The organism is Streptomyces sp. NPDC048182, assembly GCF_043202555.1.
GTDB lineage: Bacteria > Actinomycetota > Actinomycetes > Streptomycetales > Streptomycetaceae > Streptomyces.
Genome location: NZ_JBIDAQ010000009.1, coordinates 183,886 through 202,424, shown reverse-complemented (window position 1 = coordinate 202,424; position 18,539 = coordinate 183,886). Strand labels below are relative to the sequence as shown.

Below are 18,539 nucleotides of genomic sequence, written 5' to 3'. Positions count from 1 at the left end.
GCGGAGCCGCCGCCGGCGACCCTGGCGCACGACGGGGTCCTGGCGCACGGCGATGTGCCGGCGCACGGCGAGGTCCCGGTGAGCCCGCCGGCCCCCGCCCCCACCCTGGACGGCGCGCTGCGCGGCCGGCCCGCGCCCGGACCGCCGGTGCCCCGCGCCCCGGCCGCCGCGGGCCCGCCCGCCCTGGTCCGCCAGCTCGTGCTGGCCCTGGTCTGCGCCGGGTACGGGGTGGGTTCCGCACTCGGCTGGGGCTCCGACCAGGTCGCCAACATCATGGGCGACTTCGGGCTGAGCGCCGCCGCCGGCGCCGCCGCCGTCTCCTGCTTCGCCTACGCCCGCACCCGCAGGGTCCGCTTTCGACCCGCCTGGCTGCTCTTCGCGCTCTCCTCGGCGATGGCGGCCCTCGGCAACCTGGTCTGGGGGTGGTACGAGGTCGTGCTGCGCGAGCCGGTGCCCAGCCCCAGCTACGCGGACGTGTTCTTCCTCTGCTTCGCCCCGCCCGCCATCGTCGGCCTCCTGGTCCTCGCCAAGCGGCCGGTCACCAAGGCCGGCTGGATCTGCCTCGCCCTGGACGCCTGGCTGATCGGCGGCTCGCTGGTCACCCTGGCCTGGAGCCTCGCGCTCGCCCAGGCCGCCAAGGCCGACGGCTCCAGCGTGACGCACGGCGCGCTGTCGGTGGCGTATCCGCTCTTGGACATCGCCCTGGTCAGCATGGTCCTCGCGCTGCACTTCCGGCGCTCGCCGATGGGGCGCTCCGCGGTCAACACGGCCATCGGCGCGCTCGCCCTGACGGTGATGTGCGACGCCCTGTTCACCTCGCCGCTGCTGCACAACAACTACCACTCGGGCCAGTTGCTCGACGCCGGCTGGTTCGCCGGCTCCCTGCTCCTCGCCTACGCCCCCTGGGCGGCCGTGCGGTACGCGCGCCCGGGCGACGAGGAGGCGCCCGGCGGGCACACCCTCGTGGTGCACGAGCATGTCCCGGGCCAGCGCGGCCCCGGCCACCCGCCGCCCGCCCCCGCGACCGCTGCCGCCCCCACCGCCCCGCAGGGCCCCGCGACCACCCCGCTGCCCGGCGCCGACCGGGGCCGCTATCCCACCGCCCGGCCCATCGCCGGCTCCCTGGCCGCGCTCACGCCCTATCTGGCCGCCGCCGTCTGCACCCTGGGCATCCTCTACAACGTGCTGCACGGCCGCAGCGTCGACCGCGTGGTCCTGCTGACCGGCGGCACCGTGGTGCTCGCCCTCGTCGTCCGCCAGGGCATCATGCTGCTCGACAACATCACCCTCACCCAGGAACTGGCCCAGAAGGAGAACCACTTCCGCTCCCTGGTCCAGGGTTCCAGCGACGTCATCATGATCGCCGCCCCCAACGGCGTGCTGCGCTACGTCTCCCCGGCCGCCGCCGGCGTCTACGGCCGCCCCGCCGAGGACCTGGTCGGCAGCGAACTGGCCGGCCTGATCCACCCGGAGGACCTCGGCTGCGTGGTGCACGAGGTGCGCCGCTTCCTCACCGCCGACCCCGCCGAGGAGCCGACCACCCGCATCGAGTGCCGCTTCCGCTCCGGCGGCCCGGGAGGCGGCGCGGGAGGCGGCGGGGCGGGCTGGCTCAACGTCGAGTCCACCGTCAACCGCCACCACGGCGGCCTCATCTTCAACAGCCGCGACGTCACCGAACGCGTCCGCCTCCAGGCCCAGCTCCAGCACAACGCGGAGCACGACCCGCTCACCGACCTGCCCAACCGCGCCCTGTTCACCCGGCGCGTCCAGCAGGCCCTCTCCGGGCGCCGCAGCACCGAGCGGGGCGCCGCGCTGCGCGGCACGGCCGTCCTCTTCATCGACCTGGACGGCTTCAAGGCGGTCAACGACACCATCGGCCACCAGGCCGGCGACGAACTCCTCGTCCAGGCCGCCCGCCGGCTCGCCGACGCCGTCCGCAAGGGCGACACCGCCTCCCGGCTCGGCGGCGACGAGTTCGCGGCCCTGATCGCAGGCGACGGCTCCCGGGACCGGACCGCCCGCGAGCGGGTCATCCTGGACCTCGCCGACCGGCTCCGCCTCACCCTCTCCCAGCCCTACCTGATCGACGGCAACGACGTCCGGGTCAACGCCTCCATCGGCGTCGCCTTCGCCGAACCCGGCCTCGGTGCGGGCGAGCTGCTGCGCAATGCCGACCTGGCGATGTACCGCGCCAAGGCGGCCGGCAAGGGCCGGGTGGAGCTGTACAAGCCGCAGATGCAGCAGGACGTGGTCCGCAAGGCCGAGCTGGCCACCCGGCTGCGGGCCGCCCTGCACGACGGCGAGTTCGCGCTGCTGCACCAGCCGGTGGTCTGCCTCACCGACGGCCGCGTCGCCTCGGTCTCCGCCCGCGCGCGCTGGCGCTCCTCCCAGGGGGTGCTCTTCACCCCCGCCGAGTTCCTCCGGGTCAGCGAGGACAGCGACAAGACCGCCGAGCTGGACCGGTGGGTCCTCCAGGAAGCCGTCCAGGCCGCCGCCGAGCGCGCGGCGGCCGGCCTCCCCGCGAGCGTGGCCGTCCGGCTCGGCGCCCGCCGCCTCCTGGACCGCTCCATGCCGCTCGGCTCGGTGGAGGCCCTGCTCACCCGGCACGGCCTGCCCGCGGGATCCCTCACCGTCGAGCTGGCCGACCTCGACCCCAAGGTCTCCCTGGACGAGCTGGAGCGCCGCCTCAACGCGCTCAGACGGGCCGGCGTCCGCATCGCCCTGGACGGCTTCGGCAGCGGCTACGCGGCGATCACCGCCCTGCGCCGGCTCCCTGTCGACGTGCTGCGGCTGGAGCGCGGCCTGGTCGAGGGCGTCGTGGAGTCGGCGCGGCTGCACAAGATCACCAGCGGGCTGCTGCGCATCGCCACCGACCTGGGCCTGACCTCGGTGGCCGACGGGGTCGACCTGCCCGAGCAGGTCGTCGCCCTGCGCGCGATGGGCTGCACCCACGGCCAGGGCAACGCCTTCTCCGGGCCGCTGGACGAGTACCGGCTGCGCCGGGCGCTGGCCATCGGCCGGTACTCGGTGCCGCACGGTCCGGTCGAACCGGCGTTCGCCGGAACGGTCGGCTCGGCCGGGGTGTACACGGTGCTCGGCGGTGCCGCCCTGCGTTCACATAATGAGACCCCCGTCCCACCCACTTGACAGTGGGTGCGCGCCGGGGGGAGGGTCAGTGCCATGCGCACCCGAATTCTCGTACTTGGACAGCGCGTCGGCTGAAGCCGGTGACCTCCGGGCCCACCCCCGGAGACCGGCGACCCACCTCCGACGCGCTCCCCTCGCTTGCCTACCGGCACGAGGGGTTTTTTGTTGCACAGGCACCCCCTGAGCGACCCCCATGCACCGCCCGAAACCTCGCAAAAACCCTCAGCATCGAGAAGAGAATGCCGATGACCGAGCAGGCCACCGGGGCCCCCATGCCGCAGCCGCGGCCCCGATCCGGAGGACAGCCCGTCCCCGAGCACGTCACGGGCGCCAAGTCCCTCATCCGCTCGCTCGAGGAGGTCGGGGTCGACACCGTATTCGGCATTCCCGGGGGCACGATCCTCCCCGCGTACGACCCGATGATGGACTCCAGCCGGGTGCGCCACGTGCTCGTCCGCCACGAGCAGGGAGCCGGCCACGCGGCCACCGGCTACGCGCAGGCGACCGGCAAGGTCGGCGTCTGCATGGCGACCTCGGGACCGGGCGCCACCAACCTGGTCACCCCGATCGCCGACGCCAACATGGACTCGGTGCCGCTGGTCGCCATCACCGGCCAGGTCGTCACCAAGGCCATCGGCACGGACGCCTTCCAGGAGGCGGACATCGTCGGCATCTCGATGCCGATCACCAAGCACAGCTTCCTGGTCACCAAGGCCGAGGACATCCCGAAGACGATCGCGCAGGCGTTCCACATCGCCTCGACCGGCCGCCCCGGCCCGGTCCTCGTCGACATCCCGAAGGACGTGCTGCAGGCGCAGACGACCTTCTCCTGGCCCCCGGTCATGGACCTGCCCGGCTACCGCCCGGTCACCAAGCCGCACGCCAAGCAGATCCGCGAGGCCGCCAAGCTGATCACCGCGGCCAAGCGCCCCGTCCTCTACGTCGGCGGCGGCGTCCTCAAGGCGCAGGCCACCGCCGAGCTGAAGGTCCTCGCCGAACTCACCGGAGCGCCCGTCACCACCACCCTGATGGCGCTCGGCGCATTCCCCGACAGCCACCCGCTGCACGTGGGAATGCCGGGCATGCACGGTGCGGTCACCGCCGTCACCGCGCTGCAGAAGGCCGACCTGATCGTCGCCCTCGGCGCCCGCTTCGACGACCGGGTCACCGGCAAGCTGGACAGCTTCGCCCCGTTCGCCAAGATCGTGCACGCCGACATCGACCCGGCGGAGATCGGCAAGAACCGCGCCGCCGACGTGCCGATCGTCGGCGACGCCCGCGAGGTCGTCGCCGACCTCGTCCAGGCCGTCCAGAAGGAGTACGAGGAGGGCCGACGCGGCGACTACACCGCCTGGTGGCGGGACCTCTCCCGCTGGCGCGACACCTACCCGCTCGGCTACGAGCAGCCGTCCGACGGCTCGCTCGCCCCGCAGCAGGTCATCGAGCGCATCGGCCAACTCGCGCCGGAGGGCACGATCTTCGCCGCCGGCGTCGGCCAGCACCAGATGTGGGCCGCGCACTTCGTGCAGTACGAGAAGCCCGCCACCTGGCTCAACTCCGGCGGCGCCGGAACCATGGGCTACGCGGTGCCGGCCGCCATGGGCGCCAAGGCCGGCATGCCCGAGCGCGCGGTGTGGGCCATCGACGGCGACGGCTGCTTCCAGATGACCAACCAGGAACTGACCACCTGCGCCCTGAACAACATCCCCATCAAGGTCGCCATCATCAACAACGGCGCCCTCGGGATGGTCCGCCAGTGGCAGACCCTCTTCTACAACCAGCGCTACTCCAACACCGTGCTGCACAGCGGCCCCGAGGCCGACGGCAAGCAGCCCAGCGCCGGCACCCGCGTCCCCGACTTCGTCAAGCTGTCGGAGGCCATGGGCTGCTACGCGATCCGCTGCGAGGACCCCGCCGACCTCGACAAGGTCATCGAGGAGGCGAACGCGGTCAACGACCGCCCGGTCGTCATCGACTTCATCGTCCACGAGGACGCGATGGTCTGGCCGATGGTCGCCGCTGGCACCTCCAACGACGAGATCCTGGCCGCCCGGGACGTCCGCCCCGACTTCGGCGACAGCGAAGACGACTGAGCGAGAGAGAGCCTTCGAGATCATGTCCAAGCACACGCTCTCCGTCCTGGTGGAGAACACCCCAGGCATCCTCGCCCGGATCGCCGCCCTGTTCTCCCGCCGCGGCTTCAACATCGACTCCCTCGCGGTCGGCGTCACCGAGCACCCCGACATCTCCCGCATCACCATCGTCGTGAGCGTCGAGGAGTTCCCGCTGGAGCAGGTGACCAAGCAGCTCAACAAGCTGGTCAACGTGCTCAAGATCGTGGAGCTCGAGCCCTCCCAGGCGGTCCAGCGCGAACTCGTCCTGGTGAAGGTGCGCGCCGACAACGAGACGCGCTCGCAGATCGTCGAGATCGTCCAGCTCTTCCGCGCCAAGACCGTCGACGTCTCCCCGGACGCCGTCACCATCGAGGCCACCGGCAGCGGCGAGAAGCTCACCGCGATGCTCAAGATGCTGGAGCCGTACGGCATCAAGGAGCTGGTGCAGTCCGGCACCATCGCCATAGGGCGCGGCGCCCGCTCGATCACCGACCGCTCGCTGCGCGCCCTGGACCGCTCCGCCTGACCCGCCCGCATTCCGAGACCCCCGAACCTCCCCTCCCCCCACCGGCATACGGTGGGACGCGACACCAGCACACAAGGAGAACCGAAGTGGCCGAGCTGTTCTACGACGCCGACGCCGACCTGTCCATCATCCAGGGCCGCAAGGTCGCGGTCATCGGCTACGGCAGCCAGGGCCACGCCCACGCCCTGTCGCTGCGCGACTCCGGTGTCGACGTCCGCGTCGGCCTGCACGAGGGCTCCAAGTCCAAGGCCAAGGCCGAGGAGCAGGGCCTGCGCGTGGTCACCCCCTCGGAGGCCGCCGCCGAGGCCGACGTCATCATGATCCTCGTCCCGGACCCCCTCCAGGCCCAGGTCTACGAGGAGCACATCGCCGGCAACCTGAAGGACGGCGACGCGCTGTTCTTCGGCCACGGCCTCAACATCCGCTACGGCTTCATCAAGCCCCCGGCCGGCGTCGACGTCTGCATGGTCGCCCCCAAGGGCCCGGGCCACCTGGTGCGCCGCCAGTACGAGGAGGGCCGCGGCGTCCCGTGCATCGCGGCCGTCGAGCAGGACGCCAGCGGCAACGCCTTCGCGCTCGCCCTGTCCTACGCCAAGGGCATCGGCGGCACCCGGGCCGGCGTCATCAAGACGACCTTCACCGAGGAGACCGAGACCGACCTCTTCGGCGAGCAGGCCGTGCTCTGCGGCGGCACCGCCGCGCTGGTCAAGGCGGGCTTCGAGACCCTGACCGAGGCCGGCTACCAGCCGGAGATCGCCTACTTCGAGTGCCTGCACGAGCTGAAGCTCATCGTGGACCTCATGTACGAGGGCGGCCTGGAGAAGATGCGCTGGTCGATCTCCGAGACCGCCGAGTGGGGCGACTACGTCACCGGCCCGCGGATCATCACCGACGCCACCAAGGCCGAGATGAAGAAGGTCCTCGCCGAGATCCAGGACGGCACCTTCGCCAAGAACTGGATGGACGAGTACCACGGCGGTCTGAAGAAGTACAACGAGTACAAGCAGCAGGACTCCGAGCACCTCCTGGAGACCACCGGCAAGAAGCTGCGCAAGCTGATGAGCTGGGTCGACGAAGAGGCGTGAGCCGCTCGACGGGGGCCGGGGCGTGATCGCCCCGGCCCCCGTCGTCCACAGGTTGTCCATACCGTCCAGCCACGGACGGGTGATCCTTCCGCTCAGGCGCATGACGTGCCCCACCGCGCCACTAGACTGCTGCACAACACGCGTCAGGCCCACAGCGTCGTGCGTCTTCCGCGGCTAGCCCCTCCACCGCCTGCGGCCGTCGGGACGGCCGTCCGCATCGCACCTGTGAGGACTCACGTGAGCTCGAAACCTGTCGTACTCATTGCTGAAGAGCTGTCGCCCGCCACCGTCGACGCGCTCGGCCCGGACTTCGAGATCCGGCAGTGCAACGGCGCGGACCGCGCCGAACTGCTCCCCGCCATCGCCGACGTCGACGCGATCCTGGTCCGCTCCGCCACCAAGGTGGACGCCGAGGCCATCGCCGCGGCCCGCAGGCTGAAGGTCGTCGCACGAGCCGGCGTCGGCCTGGACAACGTGGACGTCTCCGCCGCCACCAAGGCCGGCGTGATGGTCGTCAACGCCCCGACCTCCAACATCGTCACCGCCGCCGAGCTGGCCTGCGGCCTGCTGATCGCCACCGCGCGCAACATCCCGCAGGCCAACGCCGCGCTGAAGAACGGCGAGTGGAAGCGCAGCAAGTACACCGGCGTCGAGCTGGCCGAGAAGACCCTCGGCGTGGTCGGCCTCGGCCGCATCGGCGCCCTCGTCGCGCAGCGCATGTCCGCCTTCGGCATGAAGGTCGTCGCCTACGACCCCTATGTACAGCCCGCCCGGGCCGCGCAGATGGGCGTGAAGGTGCTGACCCTGGACGAACTGCTCGAGGTCTCCGACTTCATCACCGTCCACCTCCCCAAGACCCCCGAGACCCTCGGCCTCATCGGCGACGAGGCGCTGCGCAAGGTCAAGCCCAGCGTGCGCATCGTCAACGCCGCGCGCGGCGGCATCGTCGACGAGGAGGCGCTGTACTCGGCGCTCAAGGAGGGCCGCGTCGCCGGCGCCGGGCTGGATGTGTACGCCAAGGAGCCGTGCACCGACTCCCCGCTCTTCGAGTTCGACCAGGTCGTCGCCACCCCGCACCTGGGCGCCTCCACCGACGAGGCCCAGGAGAAGGCCGGCATCGCCGTCGCCAAGTCGGTCCGCCTCGCGCTCGCCGGCGAGCTGGTCCCGGACGCGGTGAACGTCCAGGGCGGCGTGATCGCCGAGGACGTCAAGCCCGGCCTGCCCCTCGCCGAGCGCCTCGGCCGCATCTTCACCGCGCTGGCCGGCGAGGTCGCCGTCCGCCTGGATGTCGAGGTGTACGGCGAGATCACCCAGCACGACGTGAAGGTCCTGGAGCTGTCCGCCCTCAAGGGCGTCTTCGAGGACGTGGTCGCCGAGACCGTCTCCTACGTCAACGCCCCGCTGTTCGCGCAGGAGCGCGGCGTCGAGGTGCGGCTGACCACCAGCTCGGAGTCGCCCGAGCACCGCAACGTGGTCACGGTCCGCGGCACCCTCGCCGACGGCCAGGAGGTCTCCGTCTCCGGCACCCTGGCAGGCCCCAAGCACCTCCAGAAGCTGGTCGCCGTCGGCGAGTACGACGTGGACCTGGCCCTCGCCGACCACATGCTGGTCCTGCGCTACGAGGACCGCCCCGGCGTCGTCGGCACCGTCGGCCGCGTCATCGGCGAGGCCGGCATCAACATCGCCGGCATGCAGGTCGCCCGCGCCACGGTCGGCGGCGAGGCCCTCGCGGTGCTCACGGTGGACGACACCGTGCCGACCAACGTCGTCGCCGAGGTAGCCGCCGAGATCGGCGCCACGTCGGCGCGGTCGGTCAACCTGGTCTGACCCGGTTCGGCAACGCGAACGCCGGCCGGCCCGAGGACACCCTCGGACCGGCCGGCGTTCCGCGTGTCCGAGGGCCCTACTCCGTCGCCCCGACCCGGCGCAGCGCCACCCCGGCGCCCAGCGCGGCCAGCAGCAGGATCACCGTGCCCGCGATCGCCGCCGCGTGCATCCCGCCGGTGAACGCCTCCCGTGCCGCGTCCAGCAGTTCGTTCCCGGTGCCGCCGGGCAGCCGGGCCGCGCTCTCCAGCGCCCCGCCCAGCGTCTCGCGGGCCTCGGCCGGCGCGCCGGCCGGCATGCCGTGCCGGTAGACGGCGGTGCCGATGGAGCCGAGGACCGCCATGCCGAGCGCCCCGCCGAACTCGGCGCTGGTCTCCAGGAGCGAGGAGGCCGTCCCGGCCCGCTCCACCGGCGCGCTCGTCATGGCCAGGTCGGTCAGCTGGGAGATCACCACCACCGCTCCGGCGGCCAGCACCCCGGCCGCGGCCAGCGCGAGCCACAGCGCGTCGGTGCCGGTGAGGATCAGCATCGCGTAGCCGGCGGCGGAGATCGCGAACCCGGCGGCGACGACGTACCCGCGGTGGGCGCCCCGCGCCACGATCACCCCGGTCACCGGGGCGGCCACGCCGATCAGCACCGACGGCAGCAGGCTCCACAGCGCGGCCTCCAGCGGCGCCTTGCCGAGCACCGACTGCAGGTACTGGGTGGTGAAGATGGCCGAGCCCAGCATGGCGAACGAACAGACCAGGTTGAGCACGAGCGCCGGCGTGAAGCCGTGCCCCCGCAGCAGGGCCGGCGGGATCATCGGGGCGGCGCCGGTGCGCTGCCGGTGCACGAAGAGGGCGCCGAAGAGCAGACCGACCGTCACCGAGACGACGTACAGCGGGTGCCAGCCCTCGGAGGGGATCTCCTTCAGGCCGTAGACGACCGGCAGCACGGCGGCCATGGACAGCGGGACGGATCGCCAGTCGAAGCGGCCCGGGTGCGCGCTCTTCGACTCCGGCAGCAGCCACGGGCCGCACACCAGCAGGAGCAGCATCGCCGGCAGGTTGACCAGGAAGACCGAACCCCACCAGAAGTGCTCGACCAGCACGCCGCTCATCACCGAGCCGAGCGCGATGCCGCCGGTCATCACGCCGGACCAGAGCCCGATGGCCTTCGCGCGCTGCCCCGGGTCGGTGAACATCGTGCGCAGCAGGGCCATGGTCGACGGCATCAGGGTGGCGCCGCCGATGCCGAGGATCGCGCGGGCCGCGATGAGGGTCTCGGCGCTGTTCGCGTAGGCGGCGAGGACCGAGGCGGCGCCGAAGGCGGTGGCGCCCATCAGGAGCAGCTTGCGGCGCCCGATCCGGTCGCCGAGCGCGCCCATCGTCATCAGCAGGCCGGCCAGGACGAAGCCGTAGATGTCGAAGATCCACAGCTGCTGGGTGCCGCTCGGGCGGAGGTCGGCGCTGATCGCGGGGGCCGCGAAGTAGAGGACGGAGACGTCCATCGAGACCAGCAGCAGCGGGAGCATCAGCACGCCCATCGCGGTCCACTCGCGGCGTCCGGCGCGGGCGGTCGGGGGTGGGGGAGCGGTCGGGGTGGTGCTCGTCAGGTTCGCCATGCGAGGAATGTACGCACGTATTAAACGCCTGTCTAGTACGCGCGTGTAAGTCATGCGTATGGGACGACCGTATGGATCGCGGAGTACGCTGAACGGCATGGGACATCGTGAGGATCTGCTCGAAGGCGCCAAGCGCTGCCTGCTGGCGAAGGGGTTCGTGCGCACCACCGCGCGGGAGATCGTCAAGGAGTCGGGCACCAACCTGGCGTCGATCGGCTACCACTACGGCTCCAAGGACGCTCTGCTGGCGCAGGCGTACGTGGCGCTGATCGAGAACGTCTTCGACGAGCCGCTCGGCGAGCCGGCCAAGGAACTGCGCGGTGCGCCGGGCTCCCTGGAGCGGTTCGGTGAGGTGTGGGGGAGCGTCATCGGCACGATGCGGGGGCCGGACTCGCTGTGGCGGCTGAGCATGGAGATCGTCGCCATGGGCGATCTGCTCCCGGAGGTGCGCGACCACCTCGCGAAGGCCCAGCGGGAGGGTTCGCGCGGGTTCGTGTCCCTGATGACCGGGGTGCCCGAGGAGGAGGTCACGGAGGAGTCGGTGGACACCCTCGGCGCCTTCTACACCACCCTCATGATGGGTCTCATGGCCCAGTGGACCTTCGACCCGAAGACCGCCACCGAGGCCGCCCAGCTCACCGAGGGCCTGCGCCAGGTGGTCGAGGGGATCAGGGCGACAGACGGGCCCGCTTGAGCGCCATGTGCAGCAGCAGCCGGTCCTCGCCGTCGTCCAGGTCCAGGCCGGTGAGCTGCTCGATGCGGGAGAGCCGGTAGTAGAGCGTCTGGCGGTGGATGCCCAGCTCGGCGGCGGCCCGGGCGGCCTGGCCCGCGCGGTCCAGGTAGACCTCGGCGGTGCGGGCCAGCTCGCGGTGGGCGGGTTCGAGCAGCGCCCGTACGGCCGGGTCGCCGGCGGCGTCGGGGGGCAGCGCGGTCAGCAGGCGGAACGGCCCGATGCCGGACCACTCGGCCACCGGCCCGAACCGCCCCTCGCCGCGGGCGGCCCGGGCCGCGGCCGTCGCCTCGCGCCAGGCGTCCCCCAGCTCGGCGAGGCCGGTCCGCGGCGCGGAGATCCCGGCCGCCACCCCGCCCCCGGCCTCGCCGCGCAGCCGCTCCAGGAGCCGCGCCGCCGCCGTCGTCGCCGGGGTGAGGACGCCCGCCGAGCGCAGGCGGACCAGCAGGGCCAGCGTCCAGGGCCGGGGCGTGCCCGATTCCCAGGGCAGCAGGCACAGGGCGGTCGCCCCCGGCACCGTACGGACGGACGGGGCGTCGTCCGGGCCCGTGGCCGGCCAGGGCGCGACGCACACCACCGTGTGCGGCCCGTCGCCGCGGGCGCCGAGCGCGGTGCGCAGCTCGGCCACCGCCATGTCCCGCTGCCAGTCCCGCTCGGCGGTGAGCACCGCGCGCAGCTCCCGGCTCAGGTCGGCGCCGTGCTGCGCCTCGTCGGCGAGCAGCGCCCCGATCCGCGCGGTGACCTCCATCGCCGCCGCGAGCTGCGGCTCGGTCGGCCCCGGGTCGGTGTCCAGCAGCCAGACGTAGCCGAGCACCACGCCCCGGTGGCGCACCGGCAGGCAGGTCCGCCCCCGGTACACGCCCGCCTCGGTGGCCGCCGGGACGTGCACGGGCCCGGTGGCGCGGGTGATGCCGAAGGACTCGAACCAGGACCGCACGGCCGCCGTCGAGCGCCGGGTCAGGATCGAGCGGGTGCGCACGGGGTCCAGGGCGGTGGGGTCCAGGTCGCCCTCGCTGTCGTAGGCGCCGAAGGCGATCAGCTCGAACTCGCGGTTCTCCAGCGTCGCCGGGGCGCCGAGCAGCTCCGAGACCTCGTCCACCAGCTCCTGGTACTCACCCCTGGAATCGGACGTCACCCGGACAATTCTGCCGCATCCCGGTGCGCTCTTCATACACATGTCTGAGATCTGCGGCACGGATGCGTGACAGCTGTCGATGGCCGACGATCGGGGGGCGTCCCTAGATTGCAGGCTGGTTGCCCGTGCCGTTCCAGTCGTCCTGTAAGTGGAGGTGCCCCGTGCTGGGTCCCGTGATTCTCGCCGCCTCGCGCAGCGACCGGATGCGCCGGCTGGTCTCCGCCGCGCCGATGACCAAGCAGGTCGTCGACCGCTTCATCCCCGGCGAGGGCGTGGACGAGGTGCTGCCGATCATCCAGGGCCTCACCGACCAGGGCCTGGAACTGACGATGGACGTCGTCGGCGAGGACATCACCACCCCCGCGCAGGCCGAGGCCGCCCGCGACGCCTACCTGGAGCTGATCGACCGGCTCAAGCCGCTGGACCTCGGCACCCGCGCCGAGATGTCCGTGAAGCTCTCCATGTTCGGCCAGGCCCTGGACGGCGGCCACGAGCTGGCCCTCAAGAACGTCCGCCCGGTCGTGGAGGCCGCCGCCGAGATCGGCACCACCGTCACCCTGGACGCCGAGGACCACACCACCCTGGACTCGATGTTCGCCATCCACGAGGAGCTGCGCCGCGACGTGCCGCAGACCGGCTGCGTCATCCAGGCCTACCTCTTCCGCACCGAGGCCGACGCGCGCCGCCTCGCCGACAGCGGCAGTCGCGTACGGTTGGTGAAGGGCGCCTACAAGGAGCCCGCCGAGGTCGCCCACCAGCAGCGCCACGAGATCGACAAGGCGTATGTGCGCATCCTGCGGATCCTCATGGCGGGCGAGGGCTATCCGATGGTCGGGTCCCACGACCCGCGCCTGATCGCCATCGCACAGGAGCTGGCCGCCGCCGCCGGACGCAAGCTCGACGAGTACGAGTTCCAGATGCTGTACGGCATCCGGGGCGAGGAGCACCTGCGCCTGGCCCGCGAGGGCCACCGCATGCGCGTGTACACCGCCTACGGCACCGACTGGTACGGCTACTTCATGCGCCGTCTCGCGGAGAAGCCGGCCAACCTCCGGTTCTTCGTCAGGAGCATGGTCAGCCATGGCTGATGCAAGGAGCCCGCACCGCGGCCTCGGCCGGGGGTCCGGGGGTTGTCCCCCGGGAAGGCACAGTATGCGCAGGCTCGCGGAGAAGCCGGCCAACCTCCGGTTCTTCGTCCGCAGCATGGTCACCAAGGGCTGACCCGCCCCACCGCTCGCACACCCGCTCACGTACAAGGAGCCACGGATCCCATGGACGCTGTGACCCAGGTCCCCACCCCCGTCAACGAGCCGGTGCACGGCTACGCCCCCGGTTCGCCCGAGCGCGCCCGCCTGGAGGCCAAGCTCAAGGAGCTGGCCGACAACCCGCTCGACCTGACCTGCACCATCGGCGGCGAGCGGCGGATGGGCGGCGGCGAGCGCTTCGACGTCGTGCAGCCGCACAACCACAAGGCCCGCCTGGGCACGTACGCCAACGCCACGCAGGCCGACGCGCAGGACGCGATCGACGCGGCCCTCGCCGCCGCCCCCGCCTGGCGCGCGATGGCCTTCGACGACCGCGCCGCGATCATCCTGCGCGCCGCCGAGCTGCTGGCCGGGCCCTGGCGCGAGACCATCGCCGCCTCCACCATGCTCGGCCAGTCCAAGACGGCCCAGCAGGCCGAGATCGACAGCCCCTGCGAGCTGGTCGACTTCTGGCGCTTCAACGTCCACTACGCGCGCGGCATCCTCGCCGAGCAGCCCCCGGCCAACTCGCCGGGCGTGTGGAACCGCCTGGACCACCGCCCGCTGGAGGGCTTCGTCTACGCGATCACGCCGTTCAACTTCAGCGCCATCGCCGCCAACCTGCCCACCGCCCCGGCCCTGATGGGCAACGTGGTGGTCTGGAAGCCGTCCCCGACCCAGACCCACGCCGCCGTGCTGCTGATGCAGCTCCTGGAGGAGGCCGGGCTGCCCAAGGGCGTCATCAACCTGGTCACCGGCGACGGCATCGAGGTCTCCAAGGTGGCGCTCGAGCACCGGGACCTGGCCGGCATCCACTTCACCGGCTCGACCAGGACCTTCCAGCACCTGTGGAAGACGGTCGGCAACAACATCGAGAAGTACCGCACCTACCCGCGCCTGGTCGGCGAGACCGGCGGCAAGGACTTCCTGGTCGCCCACCCGAGCGCCGACCGCGCCGTGCTGAAGACCGCGCTGACCCGCGGCGCCTTCGAGTACCAGGGCCAGAAGTGCAGCGCCACCTCGCGCGCCTACCTCCCCGCGTCGATCTGGAACGACGGTTTCAAGGAGGACTTCGCCGCCGAGGTCGACTACCTCACCATGGGCGACGTCACCGACCTCTCCAACTTCGTCGGCGCCGTCATCGACGAGCGGTCCTTCGCCAAGAACAAGGCCGCCATCGACCGCGCCAAGGAGGACCCGACCTGCGAGATCGTCGCGGGCGGCTCCTACGACGACTCGGTGGGCTACTTCGTCCGCCCGACCGTCATCGCCTGCACCGACCCGGAGAACGAGGTCTTCCGCACCGAGTACTTCGGCCCGATCCTCGCCGTCCTGGTCTACGAGGACGACACGTACGACGAGATGCTGACCCAGATGGAGTCCGTCTCCGACTACGCGCTCACCGGGTCGGTCGTCGCGGGCGACCGCGCCGCCGCCGCGTACACCATGGACAAGCTGCGCTACGCGGCCGGCAACTTCTACATCAACGACAAGTCGACCGGCGCCGTCGTCGGCCAGCAGCCCTTCGGCGGCGGCCGGGCCTCCGGCACCAACGACAAGGCCGGCGCCCCGCAGAACCTGATGCGCTGGACGCTGACCCGCGCCATCAAGGAGACCCTGGTCGCCCCGACCGACTACGGCTACCCGCACATGGGCTGACCGCTGCCCTTGTATCCCCGCACCGGCCGCCACCGGTGCGGGGATACTCGCATCATGACCAGCCGCCTGCGTCTAGCCCACACCGCCGACCTCGACCCGGCCGCCCTGCGCTCCGTCCGCGCCCTGCTGGACGGGGCCTTCGACGGGGACTTCTCCGACGAGGACTGGAACCACGGGCTCGGCGGGACGCACGTCCTCGTCTCCGACGCCCGCGGGCTCGCCGCGCACGGCTCCGTCGTCATGCGCCGGGTGCGGTGCGCGGGCCGCTGGCTGCGCACCGGGTACGTCGAGGCCGTCGCCGTGCGCGCCGACGTGCGCCGGACCGGGCTCGGCGGGCGGGTCATGGCCGAGCTGGAGCGGATCATCGACGGCGGCTACGAGCTGGGCGCGCTGTCCGCCAGCGACGAGGGCGCCCTGCTCTACGCCGCCCGGGGCTGGGAGCGCTGGGGCGGCGAGGTGCACGTGCTGTCGCCCGAGCGCGGCGTCGTACGGCTGCCCGAGGAGGAGGGCGACTTCTTCGTACGGAACCTGCCGCCCGACCACGGGTCCGCGCTGGTCCTCGACTGGCGGGACGGCGACGTGACCTGACGGCCGGGGGGTCCCGGGCGTCGCCGTCTCAGATAGTAGGAAGCCCAAGTAATTGTGCAGACAGGTGGGCGAGGCTCCCTTAGCTTGGTAGGAGCCGAACGAATCGCTGATCCAGCGAACGGCGGTCGAGAGCCGGGCTCCGCGCAGGCGACCCCTGTGGCCCATGGCTCCCCGCCCCTTCCGGTGTCGCGCACACTTCCTCGCCCGTACTCCCCGCTTGCCTCGAAGGAGTCGATCCCCCATGGCCGAGACGACCGTCCGCCGCCGAGTCCGCCACGCCTCCGCTTCCAGTGACTCCGACCGCAAGAACGCCGCGGCCGCCCTCCAGCGCGCCCTCGACCGCCGGGACAACGGCGGCGTGACCGGGCACTGAGCGGTCCCCTCCGCCGGCCTGTCCGCATGCCGGACGGGCCGTGTCATCTCTTGGGACGAGCGGTAGGGTGCCGCACATGTCGGCTAGTTCTCGCAGCATCGATCTCGCAGTGATCCCCGGTGACGGCATCGGCCGGGAGGTCGTGGCCGAAGGGCTCAAGGTCCTCTCCGCCGTGCTTCCGCAGGACGTGAAGCTGGAGACCCAGGAGTTCGACTTCGGCGCCCGGCGCTACCAGGCCACCGGGGAGACCCTCACCGACGCCGACCTGGCCGCGCTCAAGGGCCACGACGCGATCCTGCTCGGCGCGATCGGCGACCCGTCGGTGCCCTCGGGCGTCCTGGAGCGCGGGTTCCTGCTCAAGCTCCGCTTCGCCTTCGACCACCACGTCAACCTCCGCCCCAGCAAGCTGCTGCCCGGCGTCGCCACCCCGCTGGCCGGCCAGCCGGAGATCGACTTCGTCGTGGTCCGCGAGGGCACCGAGGGCCCGTACACCGGCAACGGCGGCAGCATCCGCACCGGCACGGAGCACGAGGTCGCCACCGAGGTCTCCGTCAACACCGCCTACGGGGTGGAGCGCGTCGTCCGCGACGCCTTCGCCCGCGCCCAGGCCCGCCCGCGCAAGAAGCTCACGCTGGTCCACAAGAACAACGTGCTGACCTTCGCCGGCCACCTGTGGACGAACATCTTCAACAAGGTGGCCGAGGAGTTCCCCGAGGTCACCACCGAGTACATCCACGTCGACGCGGCGACGATCTACCTCGTCACCCAGCCCGAGCGCTTCGACGTCATCGTCACCGACAACCTCTTCGGCGACATCATCACCGACCTCGCCGCCGCCGTCTCCGGCGGCATCGGGGTCGCCGCCAGCGGGAACATCAACCCCTCCGGCGACTTCCCGTCCATGTTCGAGCCGGTGCACGGCTCGGCCCCGGACATCGCGGGCCAGGGCAAGGCCGACCCCACCGCCACCGTGCTGTCCGTCGCCCTGCTCCTGCGCCACCTCGGCTACGAGGGCGAGGCCGACCGCATCGACGCGGCCGTCGCCGCCGACCTGACCGAGCGGGCCGCGCTCGGCGAGCGGAGCACCGCGCGGATCGGCGACGCGCTGGCCGCGCGAGTAGCCGGCTGACCCGGCGCACCTTCTGTACGACGTACACGACGTACACGACGTACGCGAGCCGCCGGGTCACCCCACCCGGCGGCTTCCGCGTGTCTACGCCGGGTGCCACCATCGACCCTGGGCCGCCCTCCCGCCCGGGTCCGCGCGATAATCGAACGCGGAGCCGCGGTATGAGGGAAAGCTCGGACGTCCTAGCACTGGCGACAGGCGGTGCGGGCGCCCGGCGCGGCCCGTCACTACACAACCTGGTGAGGACAAGCACCCATGACGACGCCCACGATCGAGCTCAAGCCCTCCGCCCATCCGCTGGCCGCCGCGGAGCGCGAGGCGATCCTGGCCAATCCGGGATTCGGCCGCCACTTCACCGACCACATGGTGACGATCAAGTGGACCGAGGGCCGCGGCTGGCACGACGCGCAGCTCGTCCCCTACGGCCCGATCTCCCTGGACCCCTCCACCCACGTCCTGCACTACGGCCAGGAGATCTTCGAGGGCCTGAAGGCCTACCGCCAGCCGGACGACTCGATCGCGCTCTTCCGCCCCGAGGCCAACGCCCGCCGCTTCCGCAACTCCGCCCGCCGCATGGCCATGGCCGAGCTGCCCGAGGAGCTGTTCATCTCCGCGCTGGACGCGCTGCTCACCCAGGACGCGGACTGGGTGCCGGCGCACGGCGGCGAGGCGTCGCTCTACCTGCGCCCCTTCATGTTCGCCTCGGAGGCCGCGCTCGGCGTCCACCCGGCCAACGAGTACCTCTTCATGCTGATCGCCTCCCCGTCCGGCGCGTACTTCGCGGGCGGGGTCAAGCCGGTCACCATCTGGGTCTCCGAGGACCACGTCCGCGCGGTCCCGGGCGGCACGGGTGACGCCAAGACCGGCGGCAACTACGCGGCCTCCCTGCTCCCGCAGGCCGAGGCCGCGGCAAACGGCTGCGACCAGGTCGTCTACCTCGACGCGGTGACCCGCACGAAGGTCGAGGAGAGCGGCAGCATGAACGTCGCCTTCGTCTACGGCGACCGCATCGTCACCCCGTCGCTGACCGGCTCGATCCTGGAGGGCATCACCCGGGACTCGCTCCTCCAGGTCGCCCGGGACGCGGGTTACACGGCCGAGGAGGGCACGATCACCCTCGACCAGTGGCGTGCCGACGCGGCGTCCGGTGCCCTGACGGAGGTCTTCGCCTGCGGCACGGCGGCGGTCGTCACGCCGATCGGCCACGTGAAGACCCGGTCGGACAGCTGGACCCACGGCACGGGTGACCCCGGCCCGGTCACCCTGGCCCTCCGCGAGGCCCTCCTGGGCGTCCAGCGCGGCCTGACCCCGGACCAGCACGGCTGGATGCACAAGATCGGCTGAGCATCGCGGGTTGCCTGCGGGCGCGCCGTGGCTGG

At 72.0% G+C, this 18,539-nt stretch carries 14 protein-coding genes; 12 read left to right on the top strand and 2 right to left on the bottom strand.

Annotated elements, in window-relative coordinates; all coding sequences use genetic code 11:
- Nucleotides 1-78 precede the first annotated feature (78 nt).
- The 5 genes from ACGFZL_RS19635 (at nucleotide 79) to serA (ending at nucleotide 8,699) form a co-directional block, all read left to right on the top strand.
- A complete protein-coding gene (locus ACGFZL_RS19635) occupies nucleotides 79-3,147 on the top strand; it encodes a putative bifunctional diguanylate cyclase/phosphodiesterase (protein ID WP_393693350.1) in 3,069 nt (1,022 codons plus the stop codon).
- A gap of 239 nt (nucleotides 3,148-3,386) precedes the next feature.
- Nucleotides 3,387-5,240, top strand: coding sequence for an acetolactate synthase large subunit (locus ACGFZL_RS19630; protein ID WP_393693215.1), 1,854 nt, complete (start codon nucleotides 3,387-3,389; stop codon nucleotides 5,238-5,240).
- Nucleotides 5,241-5,262: 22 nt separating this feature from the next.
- On the top strand, nucleotides 5,263-5,787 hold the full coding sequence (gene ilvN, locus ACGFZL_RS19625; RefSeq protein ID WP_355176278.1) for an acetolactate synthase small subunit: 525 nt from the start codon (nucleotides 5,263-5,265) through the stop codon (nucleotides 5,785-5,787).
- A gap of 86 nt (nucleotides 5,788-5,873) precedes the next feature.
- A complete protein-coding gene (gene ilvC, locus ACGFZL_RS19620) occupies nucleotides 5,874-6,872 on the top strand; it encodes a ketol-acid reductoisomerase (RefSeq protein WP_355176279.1) in 999 nt (332 codons plus the stop codon).
- A 237-nt stretch (nucleotides 6,873-7,109) separates the two neighbouring features.
- On the top strand, nucleotides 7,110-8,699 hold the full coding sequence (gene serA, locus ACGFZL_RS19615; RefSeq protein ID WP_393693212.1) for a phosphoglycerate dehydrogenase: 1,590 nt from the start codon (nucleotides 7,110-7,112) through the stop codon (nucleotides 8,697-8,699).
- A gap of 76 nt (nucleotides 8,700-8,775) precedes the next feature.
- On the opposite strand, the gene ACGFZL_RS19610 is transcribed toward serA, so the two are convergent.
- On the bottom strand, nucleotides 8,776-10,302 hold the full coding sequence (locus ACGFZL_RS19610; protein WP_393693210.1) for an MFS transporter: 1,527 nt from the start codon (nucleotides 10,300-10,302) through the stop codon (nucleotides 8,776-8,778).
- A gap of 97 nt (nucleotides 10,303-10,399) precedes the next feature.
- Here ACGFZL_RS19610 and ACGFZL_RS19605 point away from each other — a divergent pair, with 97 nt between their 5' ends.
- The gene (locus tag ACGFZL_RS19605) at nucleotides 10,400-10,996 is read left to right on the top strand and encodes a TetR/AcrR family transcriptional regulator (protein ID WP_393693208.1); all 597 of its coding nucleotides are present in this window, start codon (nucleotides 10,400-10,402) and stop codon (nucleotides 10,994-10,996) included.
- Here ACGFZL_RS19605 and ACGFZL_RS19600 read toward each other — a convergent pair.
- Entirely contained in the window at nucleotides 10,971-12,167 is a 1,197-nt protein-coding gene (locus ACGFZL_RS19600) for a PucR family transcriptional regulator (protein ID WP_393693206.1), read from the bottom strand. The genes ACGFZL_RS19605 and ACGFZL_RS19600 overlap by 26 nt on opposite strands.
- 161 nt (nucleotides 12,168-12,328) lie before the next feature.
- Between ACGFZL_RS19600 and ACGFZL_RS19595 the strand changes: the two genes are divergently transcribed.
- From ACGFZL_RS19595 to ACGFZL_RS19570, 6 genes are all read left to right on the top strand, one after another.
- Nucleotides 12,329-13,255 carry a proline dehydrogenase family protein gene (locus ACGFZL_RS19595; RefSeq protein ID WP_393693204.1) on the top strand — a complete coding sequence of 309 codons (927 nt, stop codon included), beginning with the start codon at nucleotides 12,329-12,331 and terminating at the stop codon, nucleotides 13,253-13,255.
- A 183-nt stretch (nucleotides 13,256-13,438) separates the two neighbouring features.
- Nucleotides 13,439-15,070: an L-glutamate gamma-semialdehyde dehydrogenase gene (gene pruA / locus ACGFZL_RS19590; RefSeq protein ID WP_393693202.1), complete on the top strand. Its 1,632-nt coding sequence runs from the start codon at nucleotides 13,439-13,441 to the stop codon at nucleotides 15,068-15,070.
- Nucleotides 15,071-15,124: 54 nt separating this feature from the next.
- Complete coding sequence (locus ACGFZL_RS19585) at nucleotides 15,125-15,658, top strand: GNAT family N-acetyltransferase (protein ID WP_393693200.1); 534 nt, start codon at nucleotides 15,125-15,127, stop codon at nucleotides 15,656-15,658.
- A 241-nt stretch (nucleotides 15,659-15,899) separates the two neighbouring features.
- On the top strand, nucleotides 15,900-16,031 hold the full coding sequence (locus ACGFZL_RS19580) for a hypothetical protein (RefSeq protein WP_355176286.1): 132 nt from the start codon (nucleotides 15,900-15,902) through the stop codon (nucleotides 16,029-16,031).
- Between the two features lie 76 nt (nucleotides 16,032-16,107).
- Nucleotides 16,108-17,160 carry a 3-isopropylmalate dehydrogenase gene (locus ACGFZL_RS19575; protein WP_393693198.1) on the top strand — a complete coding sequence of 351 codons (1,053 nt, stop codon included), beginning with the start codon at nucleotides 16,108-16,110 and terminating at the stop codon, nucleotides 17,158-17,160.
- A 255-nt stretch (nucleotides 17,161-17,415) separates the two neighbouring features.
- Nucleotides 17,416-18,504, top strand: a complete 1,089-nt coding sequence (locus ACGFZL_RS19570) for a branched-chain amino acid aminotransferase (protein WP_393693196.1) — start codon at nucleotides 17,416-17,418, stop codon at nucleotides 18,502-18,504.
- Nucleotides 18,505-18,539 lie beyond the last annotated feature (35 nt).

Coding starts and splice junctions, on each gene's coding strand:
- ACGFZL_RS19630 (WP_393693215.1), top strand. CDS start 3,387: ATGCCGATGACCGAGCAGGCCACCGGGGCCCCCATGCCGCAGCCGCGG.
- ilvN (WP_355176278.1), top strand. CDS start 5,263: ATGTCCAAGCACACGCTCTCCGTCCTGGTGGAGAACACCCCAGGCATC.
- ACGFZL_RS19610 (WP_393693210.1), bottom strand. CDS start 10,302: ATGGCGAACCTGACGAGCACCACCCCGACCGCTCCCCCACCCCCGACC.
- ACGFZL_RS19605 (WP_393693208.1), top strand. CDS start 10,400: ATGGGACATCGTGAGGATCTGCTCGAAGGCGCCAAGCGCTGCCTGCTG.
- pruA (WP_393693202.1), top strand. CDS start 13,439: ATGGACGCTGTGACCCAGGTCCCCACCCCCGTCAACGAGCCGGTGCAC.
- ACGFZL_RS19585 (WP_393693200.1), top strand. CDS start 15,125: ATGACCAGCCGCCTGCGTCTAGCCCACACCGCCGACCTCGACCCGGCC.
- ACGFZL_RS19580 (WP_355176286.1), top strand. CDS start 15,900: ATGGCCGAGACGACCGTCCGCCGCCGAGTCCGCCACGCCTCCGCTTCC.
- ACGFZL_RS19575 (WP_393693198.1), top strand. CDS start 16,108: ATGTCGGCTAGTTCTCGCAGCATCGATCTCGCAGTGATCCCCGGTGAC.
- ACGFZL_RS19570 (WP_393693196.1), top strand. CDS start 17,416: ATGACGACGCCCACGATCGAGCTCAAGCCCTCCGCCCATCCGCTGGCC.